General features: G+C 35.3%; 9 protein-coding genes. 1 reads left to right on the top strand and 8 read right to left on the bottom strand.

Annotated elements, in window-relative coordinates; translation table 11 throughout:
* Positions 1-1062, top strand: a complete 1062-nt coding sequence (locus JEP71_RS05445; RefSeq protein ID WP_198620901.1) for a glycoside hydrolase family 88/105 protein — start codon at positions 1-3, stop codon at positions 1060-1062.
* A gap of 1715 nt (positions 1063-2777) precedes the next feature.
* Here the strand turns inward: JEP71_RS05445 and JEP71_RS05440 are convergent.
* The 8 genes from JEP71_RS05440 to JEP71_RS05405 form a co-directional block, all read right to left on the bottom strand.
* Positions 2778-5819 carry a chondroitinase family polysaccharide lyase gene (locus JEP71_RS05440; protein ID WP_198625876.1) on the bottom strand — a complete coding sequence of 1014 codons (3042 nt, stop codon included), beginning with the start codon at positions 5817-5819 and terminating at the stop codon, positions 2778-2780.
* A 56-nt stretch (positions 5820-5875) separates the two neighbouring features.
* Positions 5876-8941, bottom strand: coding sequence for a chondroitinase family polysaccharide lyase (locus JEP71_RS05435; protein WP_198625875.1), 3066 nt, complete (start codon positions 8939-8941; stop codon positions 5876-5878).
* A gap of 11 nt (positions 8942-8952) precedes the next feature.
* Positions 8953-11118 (bottom strand): autotransporter family protein, encoded by a 2166-nt coding sequence (locus JEP71_RS05430; protein WP_198620904.1) that lies wholly within the window; start codon positions 11116-11118, stop codon positions 8953-8955.
* A 36-nt stretch (positions 11119-11154) separates the two neighbouring features.
* Complete coding sequence (locus JEP71_RS05425) at positions 11155-12039, bottom strand: OmpG porin family protein (RefSeq protein ID WP_198620905.1); 885 nt, start codon at positions 12037-12039, stop codon at positions 11155-11157.
* A 145-nt stretch (positions 12040-12184) separates the two neighbouring features.
* Positions 12185-13744, bottom strand: a complete 1560-nt coding sequence (locus JEP71_RS05420; RefSeq protein WP_198620906.1) for a sulfatase-like hydrolase/transferase — start codon at positions 13742-13744, stop codon at positions 12185-12187.
* 326 nt (positions 13745-14070) lie between these two features.
* Entirely contained in the window at positions 14071-14562 is a 492-nt protein-coding gene (locus JEP71_RS05415; protein WP_198620907.1) for an N-acetyltransferase, read from the bottom strand.
* 229 nt (positions 14563-14791) lie between these two features.
* Complete coding sequence (locus JEP71_RS05410; protein WP_198620908.1) at positions 14792-15541, bottom strand: YadA-like family protein; 750 nt, start codon at positions 15539-15541, stop codon at positions 14792-14794.
* A gap of 227 nt (positions 15542-15768) precedes the next feature.
* Positions 15769-16596, bottom strand: a complete 828-nt coding sequence (locus JEP71_RS05405; protein WP_069367652.1) for a MurR/RpiR family transcriptional regulator — start codon at positions 16594-16596, stop codon at positions 15769-15771.
* Between the last annotated feature and the right edge of the window lie 742 nt (positions 16597-17338).

Genomic DNA, 17338 nt, shown 5'->3' with positions numbered 1-17338 from the left:
ATGGAACACGCTAATACAGAGGCTTTGCAAAAAGGTATCGTATTGCAAAATATGAAGCGAGTGTATCGTTACCAATCGGCTAATCAAGTTCGCAGTGTTCGCCGCCGTAGTGGTAAAACTCGTTTTATAAAGGATACGGATTGGGAACGCGGTGTTTTATGGAGTTGCGTAAGTGCTGCATGGCAGGCAACGCAAGACGAAGAGTATCTTAATGGTGTGTTAAATTACACGTTGCATACAGGATTTCGAACAGGACCAAATGCACGTTTTGCGGATGATCATGTCTGTGCTCAAGCTTATCTCGCCATAAGTCCGCTGTTTGAGCAACTTGAAGTGATTGAGCCAACCATTAAAGCATTCGACATTATGCTTAATGATCCTAAGCCGGGTCGTGAAGATTGGTGGTGGTGCGATGCGCTCTTTATGGCTCCTCCAGGGTTTGCTGCATTATCAGAAATAACGGGTGAGCGACGTTATTTAGATTATATGCACACAGCTTATTGGGATGCGATTGAGCATTTACGTGATCCTGAAACAGGGCTTATTTTCCGTGATCATCGCTATATCCCTGATGGTCACGGAAATGAAATGCGTGAAGCTAACGGTGAAAAAGTATTTTGGAGCCGTGGTATTGGCTGGGTTTTAGCTTCAGTTCCTCGTATTCTTCAATATATGCCTGATGATTATCATGGTCGTGAACGCTATATTGTACTGTTTAAAGAATTAGCGACATCCATTCTAGATTATCAACATGAAGATGGTTTTTGGCGAACCAGTTTATTAGATCCTGATAATTTCCCTGCGCCTGAAAGTTCAGCAACAGCGCTATTTTGTTATGGGCTAGCATGGGGAATTAATCAGGGAGTATTAGAGAAAGAAGTCTATTTTCCTGCATTAAATAGAGCATGGGCGGCATTACAAACCTGTATTCATGACAATGGCATGATAGGCTGGGTTCAACTTCCGGCATTTAACCCTCGTGAAGTGAAGTTTGAACATAATATGGATTATGGTGCTGGTGCTTATTTATTAGCAGGGAGTGAAGTGTTAAAACTTTCGTGAAATAGCTAGACCCTTGATATTGACGCTTCGTTTTTTTACACGCTCTATTATGCCTTCCGTGTAATATTTTCCTTATTAGGATGCCGACCAAAAATAGGGGTCGGCTTTTTTTTATATTTAATTTAATAAAATAAGAGGTAACAGTAATCTGTTACCTCTTACTATAAATTAGGGTGCTTAGATTAAACCGTAATAACTTAATTCGAAAACTGCGGGGGATTTCTCCCCCACAAGGTTAGTGTTTATTATTAATAAACTTAACCTGAACATTTATATATTCACTATTAATCGTGAAATTCTCAATTGGATTGTTATAGAATAAAGTTATCAATAATACAGTGATATTTACACTAATAACAATCATACTAATAAGAGAATATTTGTTCATTTTCTTGACAGTTCCTCTATAAGGAGGCAGAATCAAGTTCTCGGGTTTGAGTCCGCCTCGGTTAATATGAAATATATTTTCCGGGGCTTTTCTCTTTCTGGTACTTGCAAAATGCTTGAACCAGATTGATCCAAGCACCCGCGCAAAGAATAGCAAAATATTTATTTGAGACAACACATTTATTATCAATAATAAATCATTCGATTTATTTTTGTTATTTTAAATAAATAATTGATTTGCTAACGGGTGTAACTAATAAAATAAGAGGTAACAGTAATTTGTTACCTCTTATTGTAAATTAGGGTGCTTAGAGTAAAACACAATAATTGAAAAAGGAAACTGTGGGGGAATGCTCCCCCACAAGATTAATATAAACTAAAAGATATATTAACCTGAATCATTAAATATCCATTATTGGGTATGAATAAACAAAAAGTGTACTCTCCAATAATACGTTACTGGGTATTATCATCGTGACGATCATTAGCCCGATTAAAGAATATTTCTTCATTTCCTCTTGCACTCCGATAAAAATGGAGGCAGAATCAAATTGTGTGTTTTTGAGTCCGCCTCGGTTAATGTTAAATAACATAATCGGGGCTTTTCTCTTTCTGGTGCTTGCAAAATGCTTGAACCAGATTGATCCAAGCACCCGCGCAGAGAATAGCAAGATATTTATTTGAGACAACACATTTATTATCAATAATAAATTATTCGATTTGTTTTTGTTATTTTAAATAAATAATTGATTCGTTAACGGGTGTAATTAATAAAATAAGAGGTAACAGCAATCTGTTACCTCTTATTGTAAATTAGGGTGCTTAGATGAACACACAATAATGGAAAAGGAAATTGTGGGGGAACGCTCCCCCACAAGATTAATATAAAATAAAAGATATATTAACCTGAATCATTAAATATCCATTATTGGGTATGAATAAACAAAAAGTGTATTCTCTAATAATACGTTACTCGATATTATCATCGTGACGATCATTAGTCCGATTAAAGAATATTTCTTCATTTCCTCTTGCGCTCCGATAAAAATGGAGGCAGAATCAAATTGTTGGGTTTGAGTCCGCCTCGGTTAATGTTAAATAACATAATCGGGGCTTTTCTCTTTCTGGCCTTTATAAAATGCTTGAACCAGATTGATCCAAGCACCCGCGCAGAGAATAAAAAAATAATCAGTAGGCACAACACATTTATTATCAATAATAAATTATTCGATTTGTTTTTGTTATTTTAAATAAATAATTGATTCGCTAATATAATAAACCCCTCGGTATTTTTATATCGAAGGGTTTTAATTGAAATATTAAAGTATTTACTTAACTAAACTAATTACAATAGGTGTTGCTTGTATTGTCGTAGTAGTAATAAGCGTATTATCATTCTGATGTTTAATAATAACACCTGATTGAGATGTTGCTAATTTCCACACGCCTTTTACGGTAACTGTGCTGCTTATTGGTTTAGAGTCGGCCGTTAGCCATTTACGAGAATAAACACTGACTTCGACTTGATTTCCATTATTATCAATTTGGTCAGCTTCAATGCCTTGATATAAATTTAAATCAGGATTAACAATACTCAATGTTAACTGTTGGTTTTGTGCTTTAGCCATCACCATAGTAGGTGCATCACTCGATAATAATATTGCTTGAGGTGATTTTAATTGTGTCGCTTCAAAAAAAGCATACCCTTCTTCTTGGGTGATTTTATCTTTTACCGCATGCAATTGATTATTATGTTGCAATACAGTGTATTCAGGCGCTTTATTATCTTGTGACTCAATCGCTATCGCATACTCATAAGTCGCATCACTAGGTGCGTTACCATGAGAGATCACGGCTGTTGCAAATAGTTGTTCTGTTGATTTTGAATTTCTATCATCGAGTGAATGTTGTTTTTGATAACTAAACTCTACAGTTTGACCTTTAGCGAGCTTATATAAGTTACCCGCAGGATCAATTAAAGTATCTGCATTATTTAAAGTTAATTGAGTACCTAATTGATTCACTTCTTTGCCATTAATTATTACAGATTGTAATTTAGGAACAGCAAATTGGAACAGTGTGGTTTCTGTTTTATGTTGTTTGTCCGTATTTTCAATGCCCGATCCTAATGCAATAACCCTATTATCAAATAAGAAATAGGATTTATTAGCTCTTAAGCTTTGTTGTTGATATTTGCTGTGACCATGTAATTTCATGGCAAACATACTGTTATTATTTAATGTATTTGCACCAGAATAGCTTTCTGTTGAAAGCAACATTTCTTCAATACCTGCACTCGGTAATTGGTTTAATTTTGCTTCAAGTTCATCATAAGGAAGATGAATTGTCGTGGTACCCGGATATCGGTTCCAATCCCATCCTGCATGGCTAAATCCTGATTGTGCTAAGTTTGCGGGTATGATTTCCAATTGACCATACTGTAAGTAGCGCCCATAACGATTGTTATTTTCATAACTTTCATTACCAACAAGATAACGACTAAATCCGCGAGCGATAGCAAGCCAGCTTTGTTGGGGGGCTTGAATAGAGGCTCTACGCTGTATCGCCATCGAAGCATAGTTCATCGCCCATGCGCCAGTGGGTTCATTTTCAGCTTTAATACCTTCAAAACTGTCTTTGTTATCTAATTTTGCATAGGCCGCAGCCAATGTGGTATCTAATTTTTGTTTGCCATCAGGTGTACCGGCTAATGCCATCCATTTAAATGGTGCGATCCCTATTTTATGTAATCCAGTAGGATGGCGGCCACTTAATACCACGGGAATTTGTGTCTCTTTAGTGTAGATGCGCATTTTTAATAACACATCTTTTAAACGCTCATGGGCTGAAGATGAAAGACGGAAAGGGGAATCACTTAGCGCATAAACACTAGGAGCTAAACCACCAAAAGCATCTTTCGCATACGCTGGATAATGCTGCGAGTGGTGAAAAATAGAACCATCAGGCTTGAAACCACCTGCAACACCTTTTGAACTTAGTATGGTTTTATTTAGCCAGTTTTGCAGTTGCGCTAAGGCTTGTTGGCGTTGTTGATAATCTGGCAACATCAGTAAGCTTTTTATCATCCACTGTAATTGTGTGTTGAGAATATCAACGTTTGCATCAACGATCTCATCGTCTTTTTCAAAAATTCGGCCTGTGGCGTTGTACCACATCATTGCCTGTTGCGTTGGCGCTAAAAGATGATTTTTTGCCAGAATATGACGACCAATAAACCATGCATCAAAAAGCTCTCTGGTTTGATATCCAACATGAGTAATAATTTGATAACCACTACCTCGTGTAAAACCTTGCTCAAGAACGTAACGAGTTCCTAATAAATAAAGATCTTCTAATTTTTTTCTATCGGCTACTGATAAGGAATTACTACGCAAGTAAATAGCAGTTTGAAGAAGCGTTTTACCTACATCTCTTAGCATATTGGCATCAAGTAATGCTTTTTTCGTCTCTTCACTAAATACGCCTTCAACTTTCATAAAGTTTTGCCGGTTGGGGTGATCTAGTGCTTTTCCTGTTATTGATCCATCAGCGTGTTGTGTTAATTCTAATTTTTCCCAGAGTGTTAAATTTTTATCTAGCATATCTGAGGTGATTTTTTTATCGCTGTTAATTCCCTGATAATACTCAAAACGCTGATAAATTGATGCCATTTCAGCTTGATCATCATGAAACTCAGTATCGAAATTTAGAGTTGGATAATGCACTTTAAACATCTGATCGTACATCAGTAAAGCACTCCAGTTTTTACTGACCATGGTATTTACTGCATTATTAACATAAGGCACATTATCATCAGGAACTGCCCAGCGATTGTCTAACGGTACACTCATAATAATTTGGTCGAAAAAGAGAGTTCCAGCTTGATTTGGTGCCGTAATGACTAATTGATCCAATTTTCCTGTTGCAGTGCCTTTCATATCACGAAAGGGAACTGCAATACCGCGCCATCCTGTGAAATTAAGTTGAGTATCAAAACTTAATGCCACTTGATCATTTTGTTTGAATTGTAATGTGAGAGGCGATGATTGTGGTTTTTCATTGTAAATCCACATCATAAACGTGAGTGGTGTCGCGGTATCTTTATCATCCTGATAATTTACTTGATTATTAAGTGTTAATGTTGCTTGTGGTTGATATTGCCACTTGAGTGATTGAACGCCATCTTTGGCATGTTCTTTACTTAACGATAATTGATTGCTATTTGAAGTGACTAATGTATTTGGTATTTCACCTTCAAAGAGGTAAAGATCACCAAAAGGTTCATGAGAAAGAGAAGGTAATGCTTGTGCGGGTAAGGATAAGCAGAAACTTAGTGTAATAGCATGGGCTAAAGGATGTTTTATTAGCATAATCAGATTTCCTGCAAATAAAAAAGGAACGCGAATGCGTTCCTTTAAAGGTTAAATCAAGGGAGAGGTGAGAGTTTAATTTCTTGTGGAATACCAAAATAACTGGTGAAAGTGAGTTCGGTATTCTCACCAGAAACGCGATGTTTTACCTCACCATCTTTATCCACAGACTGCCATTTTCCATTAACGGTGACATTAATTGTGACAGGTGTTGCGGCTTTCTGCCGTGTCATATTTAAATCTGGTGTAACGGCACTGACAGTAAGTGTATTTCCTTGATGATGAGTCATTACAATCGCGGGTTTATCAACCTTTTTGATCCATTTATCTTCAATTGATGCAGATTGATAAAAGGCATATCCCGTCACATTGCTGAGTTTATCGTAAATAATATGAACATCTTTATCTTTACGAAGAACCTGATATAACTCATTATTTTCATGGAACTTCTCTGCCATTTCTCTCATTTTTTCAGGAGTCGCATCTAAAAAGACCATATACTCATAGCTGGAATCTTTAGGTTGAACGCTGTGATCAATCCACGCTGAACTGAAGTTCCCTTCTGTTGGTTGGCGATTTTTATTTTCAGCCGAGGTCTGGTGTTGGCGACTGACATTCACTTTTTCTGCTTGGGTAATTAAATAGCCATTACCGTTGCTATCGATGATCCAATCACCTTGTTTTAGCGTGGTTTGATAAGGGAAACTGTCAACTTTTTGCCCATTAATCCAGATGGTATTTAATGTTGGTGTAATGGCATGTTGGAATAACGTTGTTTCAACATTTTTATTTTTATCGCTGCTATTAATATTGCTACCGACAAAAATTAAATGGTTATCCGCCGCTAATACAGTTTTTTTAGCCGTAAAGTTAGGATCAAAACGCTCAAGATTAGCAGGATAAATAAGATCAAATGCCATCATGCCATATTTACCATCAAGGGCAGATGTTCCACTAAATCCACGCTCTCCACGTTGCATTAACGTATGAGGTTTAGGGCTATCTAACTCTTTAAGAGGAAGATGAATAGTGGTTGCTCCTGGCATTCTATTCCAATCCCAACCTTCTTGTTGATAGCCTTGTAAAAGCTGTGAGCCATTACTGACTATCTGGGCTACACCATGGCTTTGATAACGACCATAGCGGTTATCTTTGTTATAAATTTCAGATGACCAAACATTGGTGTTATACGCTTTTAGTGTCACCATTTTATCTTGCCAACGATGAATACCAAAGGCACCACCATTAAAGGCATAGAATCCTTGAGGAAGTGCTGCTGGTGCAATATTTTCACCAAAAATAGCGCTCGATTCACTTTGCGTTTTATCACTAATGGCAAGATAAATAGAAGCGAGCGTTTTATCAGGTGATGGTTTTGCAGACATTGCAAGCCAGTAATAGCCTTGAGCAACCGATTTTAATGACGGTGAATTAAACGGGTGCCGCCCAGCTAAAGGTAATCCTACTTCAGGATTACTGTAGATCCATGCCGAAACCATGGCTTTTTTCAGGTTATTCCAACCACTTTCACCAACAGCAAAAGGTGTACTACGCAGTAAATAAATAAGCTGAGAGGCATTTTTAAAAGCAGGAAAAGAGTAACCCGGATAGTTACCTTCATGTCGCCATGCTGTACCATCAGGACGTAAACCATCTTTACCGCCTGGCGGTACTTGAGTTAATGCACCAGTAATGTAATGACTGAAAGTATTAACTAAGTTAATGCGCTTTTGATCATCAGGCTCTAGCAATAATAAAGCCAAGTGCTGACGAGATAAGGTGTTGAAATAGTCTAAATCTGAACTGTTTGCTCCTACCTTCATATCAAAACTACTTTTAAACTCTCGTGAATACCACAGTAATGAATCATAAACTTGAGTTTGTAGATTGGCTTCTTTTAGGGCATCAGACATTAATAATGTAGATATATACCACCAACGAGAGCTATATCCCCAGTGATGAGTTGTGACTAATGCACTCCCTTTAACAAAGCCTTGATCTAATAAATGCTTTGTCATTAATAAGTACATCTGTTTTAACTGGGCTTTTTGTGTCGGATCTTTTTCAAGAACATAAGCACGGCTGATATTAAACATTAATGTCGTGTAATTACCTAAAATAACGTAATTATCAAAAAGCGACTTATCTTGAGAATTAAGGTTTTCTGGCTGATAAATAATGGTTTGTTTATCCGTGATCAGATGTCGCCCTTGTATTCCACCATCCGCTAAAGTGTGAATGTTAAGTGCATCAAAATCACTTTTTAACTTGCTGATATTTTCTTCTAACGCGAGATTTGTTTCTTTTTCGCCACCCACAAATTCATTAATAAGACGTTGGCGAATAAGGTCAATTGCCGCTAAATTTTCAGGTGTTACAGGTAATTGAGGCTGTACGGTGTGAAATTGAATTTCTGGCTCTGATAAGCGTGTTTTTATTTGATAATCAGACCATTGATAGCGAGCATCATCGATAGAAAACATAATACGATCGATATATATTTCGCCTTGCCCCACATTAGACGGGGCTTTAAATCGTATACTGTCAACATTTGCACCCAAAGCACGACCGACGCTATCTTGAGAGCCATCTGACGAGGTATTCATGGGATTTAATGTCATTTCACGGTTTTCAAGGTCGTTATTTAGTGAAATACCCACTGCGCGCCAACCCGTAAAATTCAGTTTTACTTTAAAGCCCGCTTGCGCTTCGCTGTTGGTGTTGAGTTTTTCACCAAAATCAACAGTGAGATAGCCATCAATGGGTTTTTCATTATAAAGCCAAAATGATAAAACAGGTGTAGATGCACGTCCCCATGCTTTAGAGGCTTCTTTGTCTGTCGGTACAATCAGCTTTTTATGCAAAGTAAAGCTACTTCCACCTTTCCATTTCCACAAAAGGGATTGGCTTCCCATAATGCTACGCTTATCAGATAACGTCAGTGTTGAGTTTTTATCTGTTGTGAAATCAGCTAACGGATTATTTTGGGCAAAATGATATATTTCAGACTGCATCAGATTATTAGGATCAAATGCAGGATTGTTTGTTGCTGCCATTGCATTATAAGGGGCTGATAATAGCCCCAACGTCATGGCAAGTGCAGTAAAGCGAAATATCGGCATATTTATTCTCCTTAGAAACGCTGGCTAACAGTAAAACCAATGCGCCCTTCATTGAATTTGTCATAACGCTGATATCCCATCGTTGTGCCTAAATTTAGCGTGTTGGTAATATCGAGATTGGCACCTAATTCTGCACTAATAATGTCACCGCCAACGGCATTTCCTTTAATATCAAAAGTGCTTCCTCCAGTATTAAAATAAGTGAGGCTGTGGCGTTGATTAATATTATTTTCCCCCGCAATATCTTTGAAATAACGGAGATTAAGTGATGGTGTTAATTTGCCATAAGAGGTTTGATAGCTATTCCATAAAGCAACAGATCCCCCTAATTGATTAACTGCGTAGCGTTGACCATAAGTACGCATTGATAATGCCGAACCTGTTTCTTCCCACGAATCAATATTTAGCCATTGATATTGGTAAGTCAGCATTGGTTTAATATGGATGAAATCAAAATCAAAATAGGTTCCTGCATTAATCTGATAACCTAATTGCACACCAGAATAATCACCTTTTGCTTTGGTATTTCCTTGCCATCCGGTATTGCCGCCGATATCTCGCTCGCTATCGACAGTGTAATAACCAATATTTAAATTACCGTTTAGGAATAATGTGTCACTATACCAACCGGTGTAAGGCATAAATTCAAAATGGTTAATTTCTTTACTTGCGTTACGTTGTTTCGCGTCAGCTTTGGCGTAGTTATAAGCCAAAGAAACGCCGATAAGAGCATCTTGATTAATTTCGTAATCAGTACCGATTTGAATACCTGTGCGGTAAGTGTTGTAACCGTTAATGCCACCTTGATTACTTTGTGTACCGTAACCGTACAGCATATTAGCCCAGCTATTCCAGCCAGCTTCTCTTTCTTCAATAGGTAATTGGTTATCATAGCGTAAATAGCGATGAGCAATATTATTGCGCATATCTTCAACCATGATTAATCCCGCTTGAATATCACTACCATCAGCGATAGGGGCTAAATCATTCGATAATGCGGCAATATTATTATCGTCATTTCCTGCGGCGACTAATAAACTCAGTGCTTCATCTGAAATTTGGTTACGCGTATTATTAAATTCATTTAATACGGTTGGAATAACAAAGTTTGCTGCAGCTAATCCATTTTCACTTACATTGCCACGTTCTGCTGCACTAATAAAATTATTGCCGCCTTCATAACTAATACCATAACGTGCAACTAACTGATTGCCACTAACGCCACCACTAATATTCGGCGGTGTGGTTTCTAACCATGAATCTGTTTTTTCTAATAAAGGAGAAACATCAGGTGCAATGGCATTAGCATCAGTAACGGTGATACCAGCTTCGTCTTTAATGGCGGAATTTGAAGAAATTAATACGATATCTTTGTTAATGATATTATCGACACTGGTTCCTTTAAAATCTAATTTGGCTTGGCTACCTTTTTTAAAGGTGACATCACCATCAACATGGAGAATAGCGTCATCAGTATTGGTATTATCATCAAGGCGGAAAATAAGCTGACTATTTTCCTTATTCATGAAATTACCTTCCCAATGAATTGTTCTATCTTTTCCTTGGATAGTTAAATTGCCATGATTTTCAATTAATGGAACACCTGTGATTTTGTATCCATCAAATAAAGCATTTTGAGCACCACCTTGATAAGCAAAGTTTATTTTAGTGTCAACGTGACCATTTCCTAGAATATCACCGTGGATCTCACCATTTACATCACTTCTAAAACCTGTATTCAGTGTTCTAAAGTCAATAGCCGCTGTTTTTCCTCGAATAATGGCGCCGTCTCTAATATAAACACCAGTACCTCGTTTTGGAAAATTGCCTTCAACAAGTATTGCTGTACCATTTTCACTGGTGACGTTAGCACCATTTAAATTAATATTACTGCTAAAAGAGGCACCCTGATTTATTTTGATTGCACTGGCTCCATCACCCGTTACGGTAATATTTTTTGTGATTGCTTGAGCTTTATATTCTGTTGATGAACCATTAAATACAACGCCATCACCTTGTGAAACTGTGACATCTTTATCTATTTGAGCATTATTGCCATTATTAACATTAACGGTTTCACAGATATTTAAATTAGGATCACAATCAGCAGCCCACGCAGAACCATAAATAGCTGATAAAATAGCAGCGCTCAAAAATAACAATTTTTTATTTTTCACAATATAACTCCATGAACAATTATATGATTTTAATTATTAGAATGTTGCTCGGAATGAAACTTTGAAATAATCCTGAGTTGATTTACTACCATCATTTTTATTTTCAACTCGTTCATTATAATATTCCGTCATGACTCGCCATTGAGGTGATATTTGATAAGCCATTTGTAGGGTATAACGGGTCATATCTTTTTCGACATAAACACCTTTATTTGTTCTATCTTCTATTTTTCCAAAAATAGATTTACGCATTGATGGAGAAACAATTAATCCTATTGGCGTTGTCCAGTTAACATACATACGTAATTGCTGATTGTGGTTTGTTTCTTTTGTGTCATATTCTTCGTGTCGAATAGCTTGCTTACCACCATCAAAATAAGCAACGGTTGTATTAATATTAGGAGTGACAAAATAGCGTAGGCCAGGTTCAATTTCCCATCCTAAGTAATCCGTGTTTGTGACACCATTACTGCGTTTATCTTCTTTCTTTTGTAAGCCAAATAAAACGCTACCCGTTAAAACCCAATTTTTATTGATTGGAAATTGGTAATTGGTTTTTGATTCATAGAAATCAATAGTTAATCGACTTCCATTATCATAGTTAGTGAGATCTTGACGTACTTTTAAACCAGGTTGGATCCAACCATTATTTAATTTAAAACGATAGCTACCCTGTAAATCATAACGCTGATAACGGTTTTTATTATCATGCTCACGTTGACGAAAACCAACATCGAAATACCAGTTAGACTTATCTGGATTAATATTAAAATCTACACGATAACCAGCATAGTTATTTGGTGTATCGTAATCTGCTGTTTCCCACGAAAACATGGCGTTGACATTAGCTGCTTGAGAATGAAAAGAAGTTAAACCTAAGCCAAGAAGAGGTAAAAAAAGAGCAATACGAAGTTTGTTCATGGTATATATCCAATTCTTTATTCGCTTTTATTTGTGTCAATTTTTAGGTGTAGGACATCTTTCCCTTTGTTTTATTAAAAGGGTTTTTATATCAGCGAATTGGGTTTATATATAGCGCCATAATATTATGGCGCAGATATTTTTATTATTTCTCTTTACATGTTGATATTGTTTTATTTAATTTATTAGTTGTAGCCGTAATAAATTCAGTGGCGCGCCAAGAATCTCCTGTTTTTTCCAACCAAGGGGTTAATTCTTCTTTAATTAACTTCTCAATTAAAGGCATATTATCTTTGGCAACATTTTTCATTTGATATGGATCGTTCACATTGTCATATAAAGTATATTTTAATGGTTGTCCATCTTGTCTATCTATAACCAAAGTATGAGTTTTGGTTCTGACACCTCGTTTACCGAATGAAGGTTCACCATAAGGAATAAAGAGATAAAGCTGAGAATTTGCTGTGTCGCCTTTGCCTGTGACTACCCTATCTGCAAGATTAGTACCTTCTACGGAATCAGGGATCCATTCCGATAAACCAAGTAGCCCTAAGATAGTTGGGTAAATATCAGGTGCTGACATTAATGCATCGTCAGTGCCTGGTTTAATTTTACCCGGTAAACGAAACATCATAGGAACACGCATAGATTCTTCATAAGGATTATTTTTTGTTGCTTGTCCATTTGCCCCTAAGCAACTGCCATGATCAGAGAAGAAAACAACAAGAGTATTATCTGCAAGACCTTGTTTTTCTAATTCATCTACGATGCGACCAAATTGCTCATCAACACCGTTGACCATTGCCATATATTCTTTGAAATATTGAGGTCCATAGCCTTCTTGATATTCAGTATCCCACTGTACATTAGGGCGTGTATTTAGCTCTTTTGACGTCTTACCTTGATAAGCATCGAGGTATTTCTTCGGTACTTGATCATAAGGTGAATGAGGAGGGTTCATTGAAACCACTAATGCAAATGGTTTTGAATTATCTCTAAATTGATTATTTTCATTTTTGAGGAACTTGATTGCCATATCAGCTTCATGTTCAGGTCCCCATTGATCAATGTAAATTGGCTTATCACGAGGGGTATCGTTTGCCCAATACATTGGTTTTAAATGTAAATCATAAGTGCCATAAGAATACCAAAAATCAAAACCATGACGTCTATCTGGTGCTGCCCATTCATTCCAATAACGACCTTCCATTGGATTGTTGTAACTTTTAATAAACGGTTCGTAAGGTGCGTCAAGGTGCCATTTACCAATATAGCCTGTGCTGTAATCGAGAGATTTTAAAACATCCGACCAACATTTTGCATAAGGCGATAAATCAATACCCACTTTTCCACCGTAATCATGAGCATTACCTGTAATGCCATTGCGTACAGGATATTGTCCTGTCATAAACATGCCGCGAAAAGGAGAACACAAAGGATAGTTTGATGCCATTTGTGTCATTACTTTGGCTTGCTTCGCAAATTTATTAAGATTAGGTGTAATTGAAGGATCTTCCCCCATAAACTGCAGAGCGTGAGCACGCATTTCATCAGGAAAAACAATTAATAAATTAGGTGCGTTTTCTGGGCGCGTTGGTTTGTTAGGCGTAGAGCTCCCTGAATTAGCAAGAACAGGGGTAGAAACAGACATTGCCGCACCGCTGGCTGCGAGTCCTTTGATAAAAGTTCTGCGGGAAACAGTCATTGCTTCCTCCTATTTTACGTTTACTTTCGAATTGGTGTCTTTTATCTTATTTATACTTTTGTATAAGATCAAAAAGTAAGTTAACGAAAGATCAAGAATTGAAAGGGAGATCACAGAATGATGTCAAATTGTAAGCAATTTGACAGCTAAAATAGGAGTTGGAATATTGTTAAGAATAGATTAATTTTTTATTGTTTTATTTATTGTATTGATTTATATAGATATTATTTGTTTTGTGATGATGGTAGCAAAAATATCTAAAAGCCTCCATTTTTAGCTGGTAAATAGGATAACAGAAAGTGTAAGCATTTTTCTTTCGTTTGTTTTCATTGTCCTTTAATGATCCACCATGATGTGCCTTTAAACTCAAAGTTTTTAACGACCTCCATGCCCAATTTTTGGTGTGCTTTTAGTGACCGAATATTTTCGCTATTAACAAATGCGATAGGGTGCCCGCCATGTAAAGAACAGATCTGTTGGTAGAGATTTTTTAATAGTGACTTTCCTCGGTGCGATTTATCAATACAAACGGGGCCGTAAAACCAATTGTTTTGTGTTATTTCTGGAAAGTATTGGTTAATAGCTTGAGCAATTGGAGGGATCGAAAAAGAGGTAACAGGAAAGCTAAAAACAACAGCAATGATATTTTCCTGGTAAAGTGCAACAATGGCGTTAGTGCTATTTTGATACATCGCCTCAACTTTATTTAGAGGATATTCACCATATAATCCACCTTGTTGAGATTCAGAATTTGCCTGTAATAATAGTGCTACTGCACTTATATCTTTAGCGGTCATTTTTTGAAATATATAATTCATTTTTTATTCCTTTTTGCTCTGGCTTATAATCCTAGTATATAAAAAATAATGTATATTACAAAAAATATGTTAGAAATACTAAAGTTAAACTTATCAATTTTTCTTTAGATGATTTATTTATTGTCAATTGAAATTCTTTTTTATAAAGAAGCAGTAATATTACTTAAATTATTACTGCTTTAATTATAAAGTTATTTTTTAATAATCTGATTATAGAAGAGAAAATTGTTTACCAACCATAAGCTAATCCACCGCCAATAATAATTTCTTTTTCACTATTAATGGATGAGTTTAATCGAAATGCAATATCGTTATTTGGTTTATATTGTACACCTCCAGCAAATGCTGTTCCTGTCCGATAATTACTAATACCAATTCCGCCACTTAAAGTGTGATGAGCAAGATAAGGAATGCTAGTCATTGCAACTGATGAAGCTATGCCAGCAAATACTTTTTTTTCTAACGCGATAATTTCTTTGTCTAAATTTGCAATTGAATCTGTGATTTCAGCCTGTCTTTTTTTATAATAATTATCAAAATCATTAATATGGGTTTTGAGATTACTGATATCTGTACTGACCGTTCTCTTTAGCTGATTAATGGTGTTGTTTGTTGCTATTTTATTTTTATCAACCAACTTTTTAGCTTGAGCAAAGTTAACGGCATCAGTATTATTTTTTCCTTCACTGATATTAACTAATCGAGAAGTGTGTTTATTTTCAATGTTTCCAAATGAGACTGTATTTTCTTCCGTTGCTAATGAATTAGCGCCAATAGCAACTGAGTGTGTATTTTTAGCTTGGCTATTTGTTCCTATTGCAATTGAACCGTTACCTGATGCATTACTTTTATCGCCTAATGAAATACTAGGGATATTAATGATTATTGGATCTTTTTTATTTTCTTTGATTAAGTTTGTGTTTGAATAGGAGAAATTTGGAAATAAGAAAACAATTAAAAATAATTTTTTAAATAACATTTAATTTAATCCTTTAATGATCTTTAGTGGTATGAATTAATGCTAAATGATTACTTTTCTCATCACAAATAAAACATTCTGTATTTACTCTTAAAAATAGTTTTAAATAAAATACTAAGCTATTTAATATTTGATCAATAGTTATAGTTCATTAAATAGTATTTAAAAAAATTTATTTTATAAAAAACTGCATCTTACTTAAGATGCAGTTTAGGATAAAAAAGTTATTAATGTTTTTTTCTAAAAGCAAAAGCGACAGAGATTGCTTGTAGCAGACACATTGTTGAAGTTTGAGAACGAAAGGTTTTTATTTGAGCTTCTTTAACAGTTAAACAAACATCGCTTAAACTCGCTAATGGGCTAATTGGACTATCAGTAACAATAATCTGTTTTGCTTCTTTGTAAGTTGCCATTTCACACATTTTTTGCATTTCATCTGAATACGGATGGAAATGAATACCAAAGAGCACATCACGATGTGTAATATTTCTTAATTGCTCTTTGTACATCCCGCCTAGGCTGTTGACAAAAACAGTCTCACAAGGGATATGCGAGAGAGCATGAAAAAAATAGCTTGCAGCACTGAATGAGTGATGAAAGCCACAAATATAAATTGTGTCAGCGTGTTCGAGTAATTGTAATGTTTTATTTAACATTTCTCTGTGAGTCTGATTTGCCAATTGTTGCAATGAATGGCTATTTGCTTGTGCAAATTCTTGCAAAATATAGGCTGGCTCATTCAGATTAGGAGGCTCCTCTTTATATTTTTGTTTATAAGTTAAATTTTCATTTTCATTTACCATTTCATTCATCAAGTGATTTTGAAATAATTGTTTCATTTCATTGAAGCCATTGAAATGAAATGCGTTGGCAAAACGAATTAATGTCGATGGAGGAACATTTGCTTTATCTGCAAGGATCGCAATTGTATCAAATGCCACACTGTTTTTATTATCAAGTAGATAATGTGCAACCTGCTGTAGCCTTTTACTTAATCCATTATAGCGGGAGCGAACTTGTTCCTGTAGTTCATTCAGATTTGTTGCAGTAGACATAGTGCCCTCAATAAAAATACTATTGTAATTGTAGTGTTTTTTGCGTGGCATTTGAATGTTTTTAGCTAATAGTAATTAAAATGAAATATAGAGTTAATTTCAAGTAAATTAATGACCTAAAGGTAATTATTCGATGTTTAAAACTCTATTTTATTTATTCTTTATTAATTTTATTATAACCTTGCGAAATTAATTTTCTTTATTTGAATTTAAATGAAATTATTATTTCAAATTAACTAATGTGATGTTAATAATGATATTGGCTTCATTAGAAAGATTTTATTTTATTTGACCTTGTTTGTTTTATTTTTTTGAAAATTTAGCTTAGATTGTTATTTTTTATTATCAATGTTATCTCTATTTGAAATGTTAAGTGTTTTAATATCTTTGTGCGCGATGATTGATATTTATAATACGACGCTTGTTTTATTTGTTAATGATAGTAATTTATCACTATCTTAATTAAAATTTATTTTCATTGGTTGAAGTTTTTATATGCAAAACGATCACTCGTGGATTAATTTATTAATGCACTATTGCCATGATCATTACTCAGAAATGATGCCAGTTATATTTTTTATTTGTATTGTTGGTATTATTTTTGGTGTTGTACGCGAAATGCGCTGGTTGTCCGTTTTTTTTACGGTTCCTCTAATTATTATTGTATTTTGCTTAATAAGTTCTAATTTAGGATAAGTGAAAGATACAATTGTTTTTATAGTTAGACAATTGTTGTATTGAT

Origin of the sequence: Proteus sp. PR00224 (assembly GCF_016238105.1) — a bacterium.
In the GTDB taxonomy this organism is placed as follows: Bacteria; Pseudomonadota; Gammaproteobacteria; order Enterobacterales; family Enterobacteriaceae; genus Proteus.
The sequence above is the reverse complement of the archived record's forward strand: the minus strand, read 5'-3'. Positions and strand labels throughout refer to the sequence as shown.

Coding starts and splice junctions, on each gene's coding strand:
- JEP71_RS05420 (WP_198620906.1), bottom strand. CDS start 13,744: ATGACTGTTTCCCGCAGAACTTTTATCAAAGGACTCGCAGCCAGCGGT.
- JEP71_RS05440 (WP_198625876.1), bottom strand. CDS start 5,819: ATGCTAATAAAACATCCTTTAGCCCATGCTATTACACTAAGTTTCTGC.
- JEP71_RS05415 (WP_198620907.1), bottom strand. CDS start 14,562: ATGAATTATATATTTCAAAAAATGACCGCTAAAGATATAAGTGCAGTA.
- JEP71_RS05435 (WP_198625875.1), bottom strand. CDS start 8,941: ATGCCGATATTTCGCTTTACTGCACTTGCCATGACGTTGGGGCTATTA.
- JEP71_RS05445 (WP_198620901.1), top strand. CDS start 1: ATGGAACACGCTAATACAGAGGCTTTGCAAAAAGGTATCGTATTGCAA.
- JEP71_RS05425 (WP_198620905.1), bottom strand. CDS start 12,039: ATGAACAAACTTCGTATTGCTCTTTTTTTACCTCTTCTTGGCTTAGGT.
- JEP71_RS05405 (WP_069367652.1), bottom strand. CDS start 16,596: ATGTCTACTGCAACAAATCTGAATGAACTACAGGAACAAGTTCGCTCC.
- JEP71_RS05410 (WP_198620908.1), bottom strand. CDS start 15,541: ATGTTATTTAAAAAATTATTTTTAATTGTTTTCTTATTTCCAAATTTC.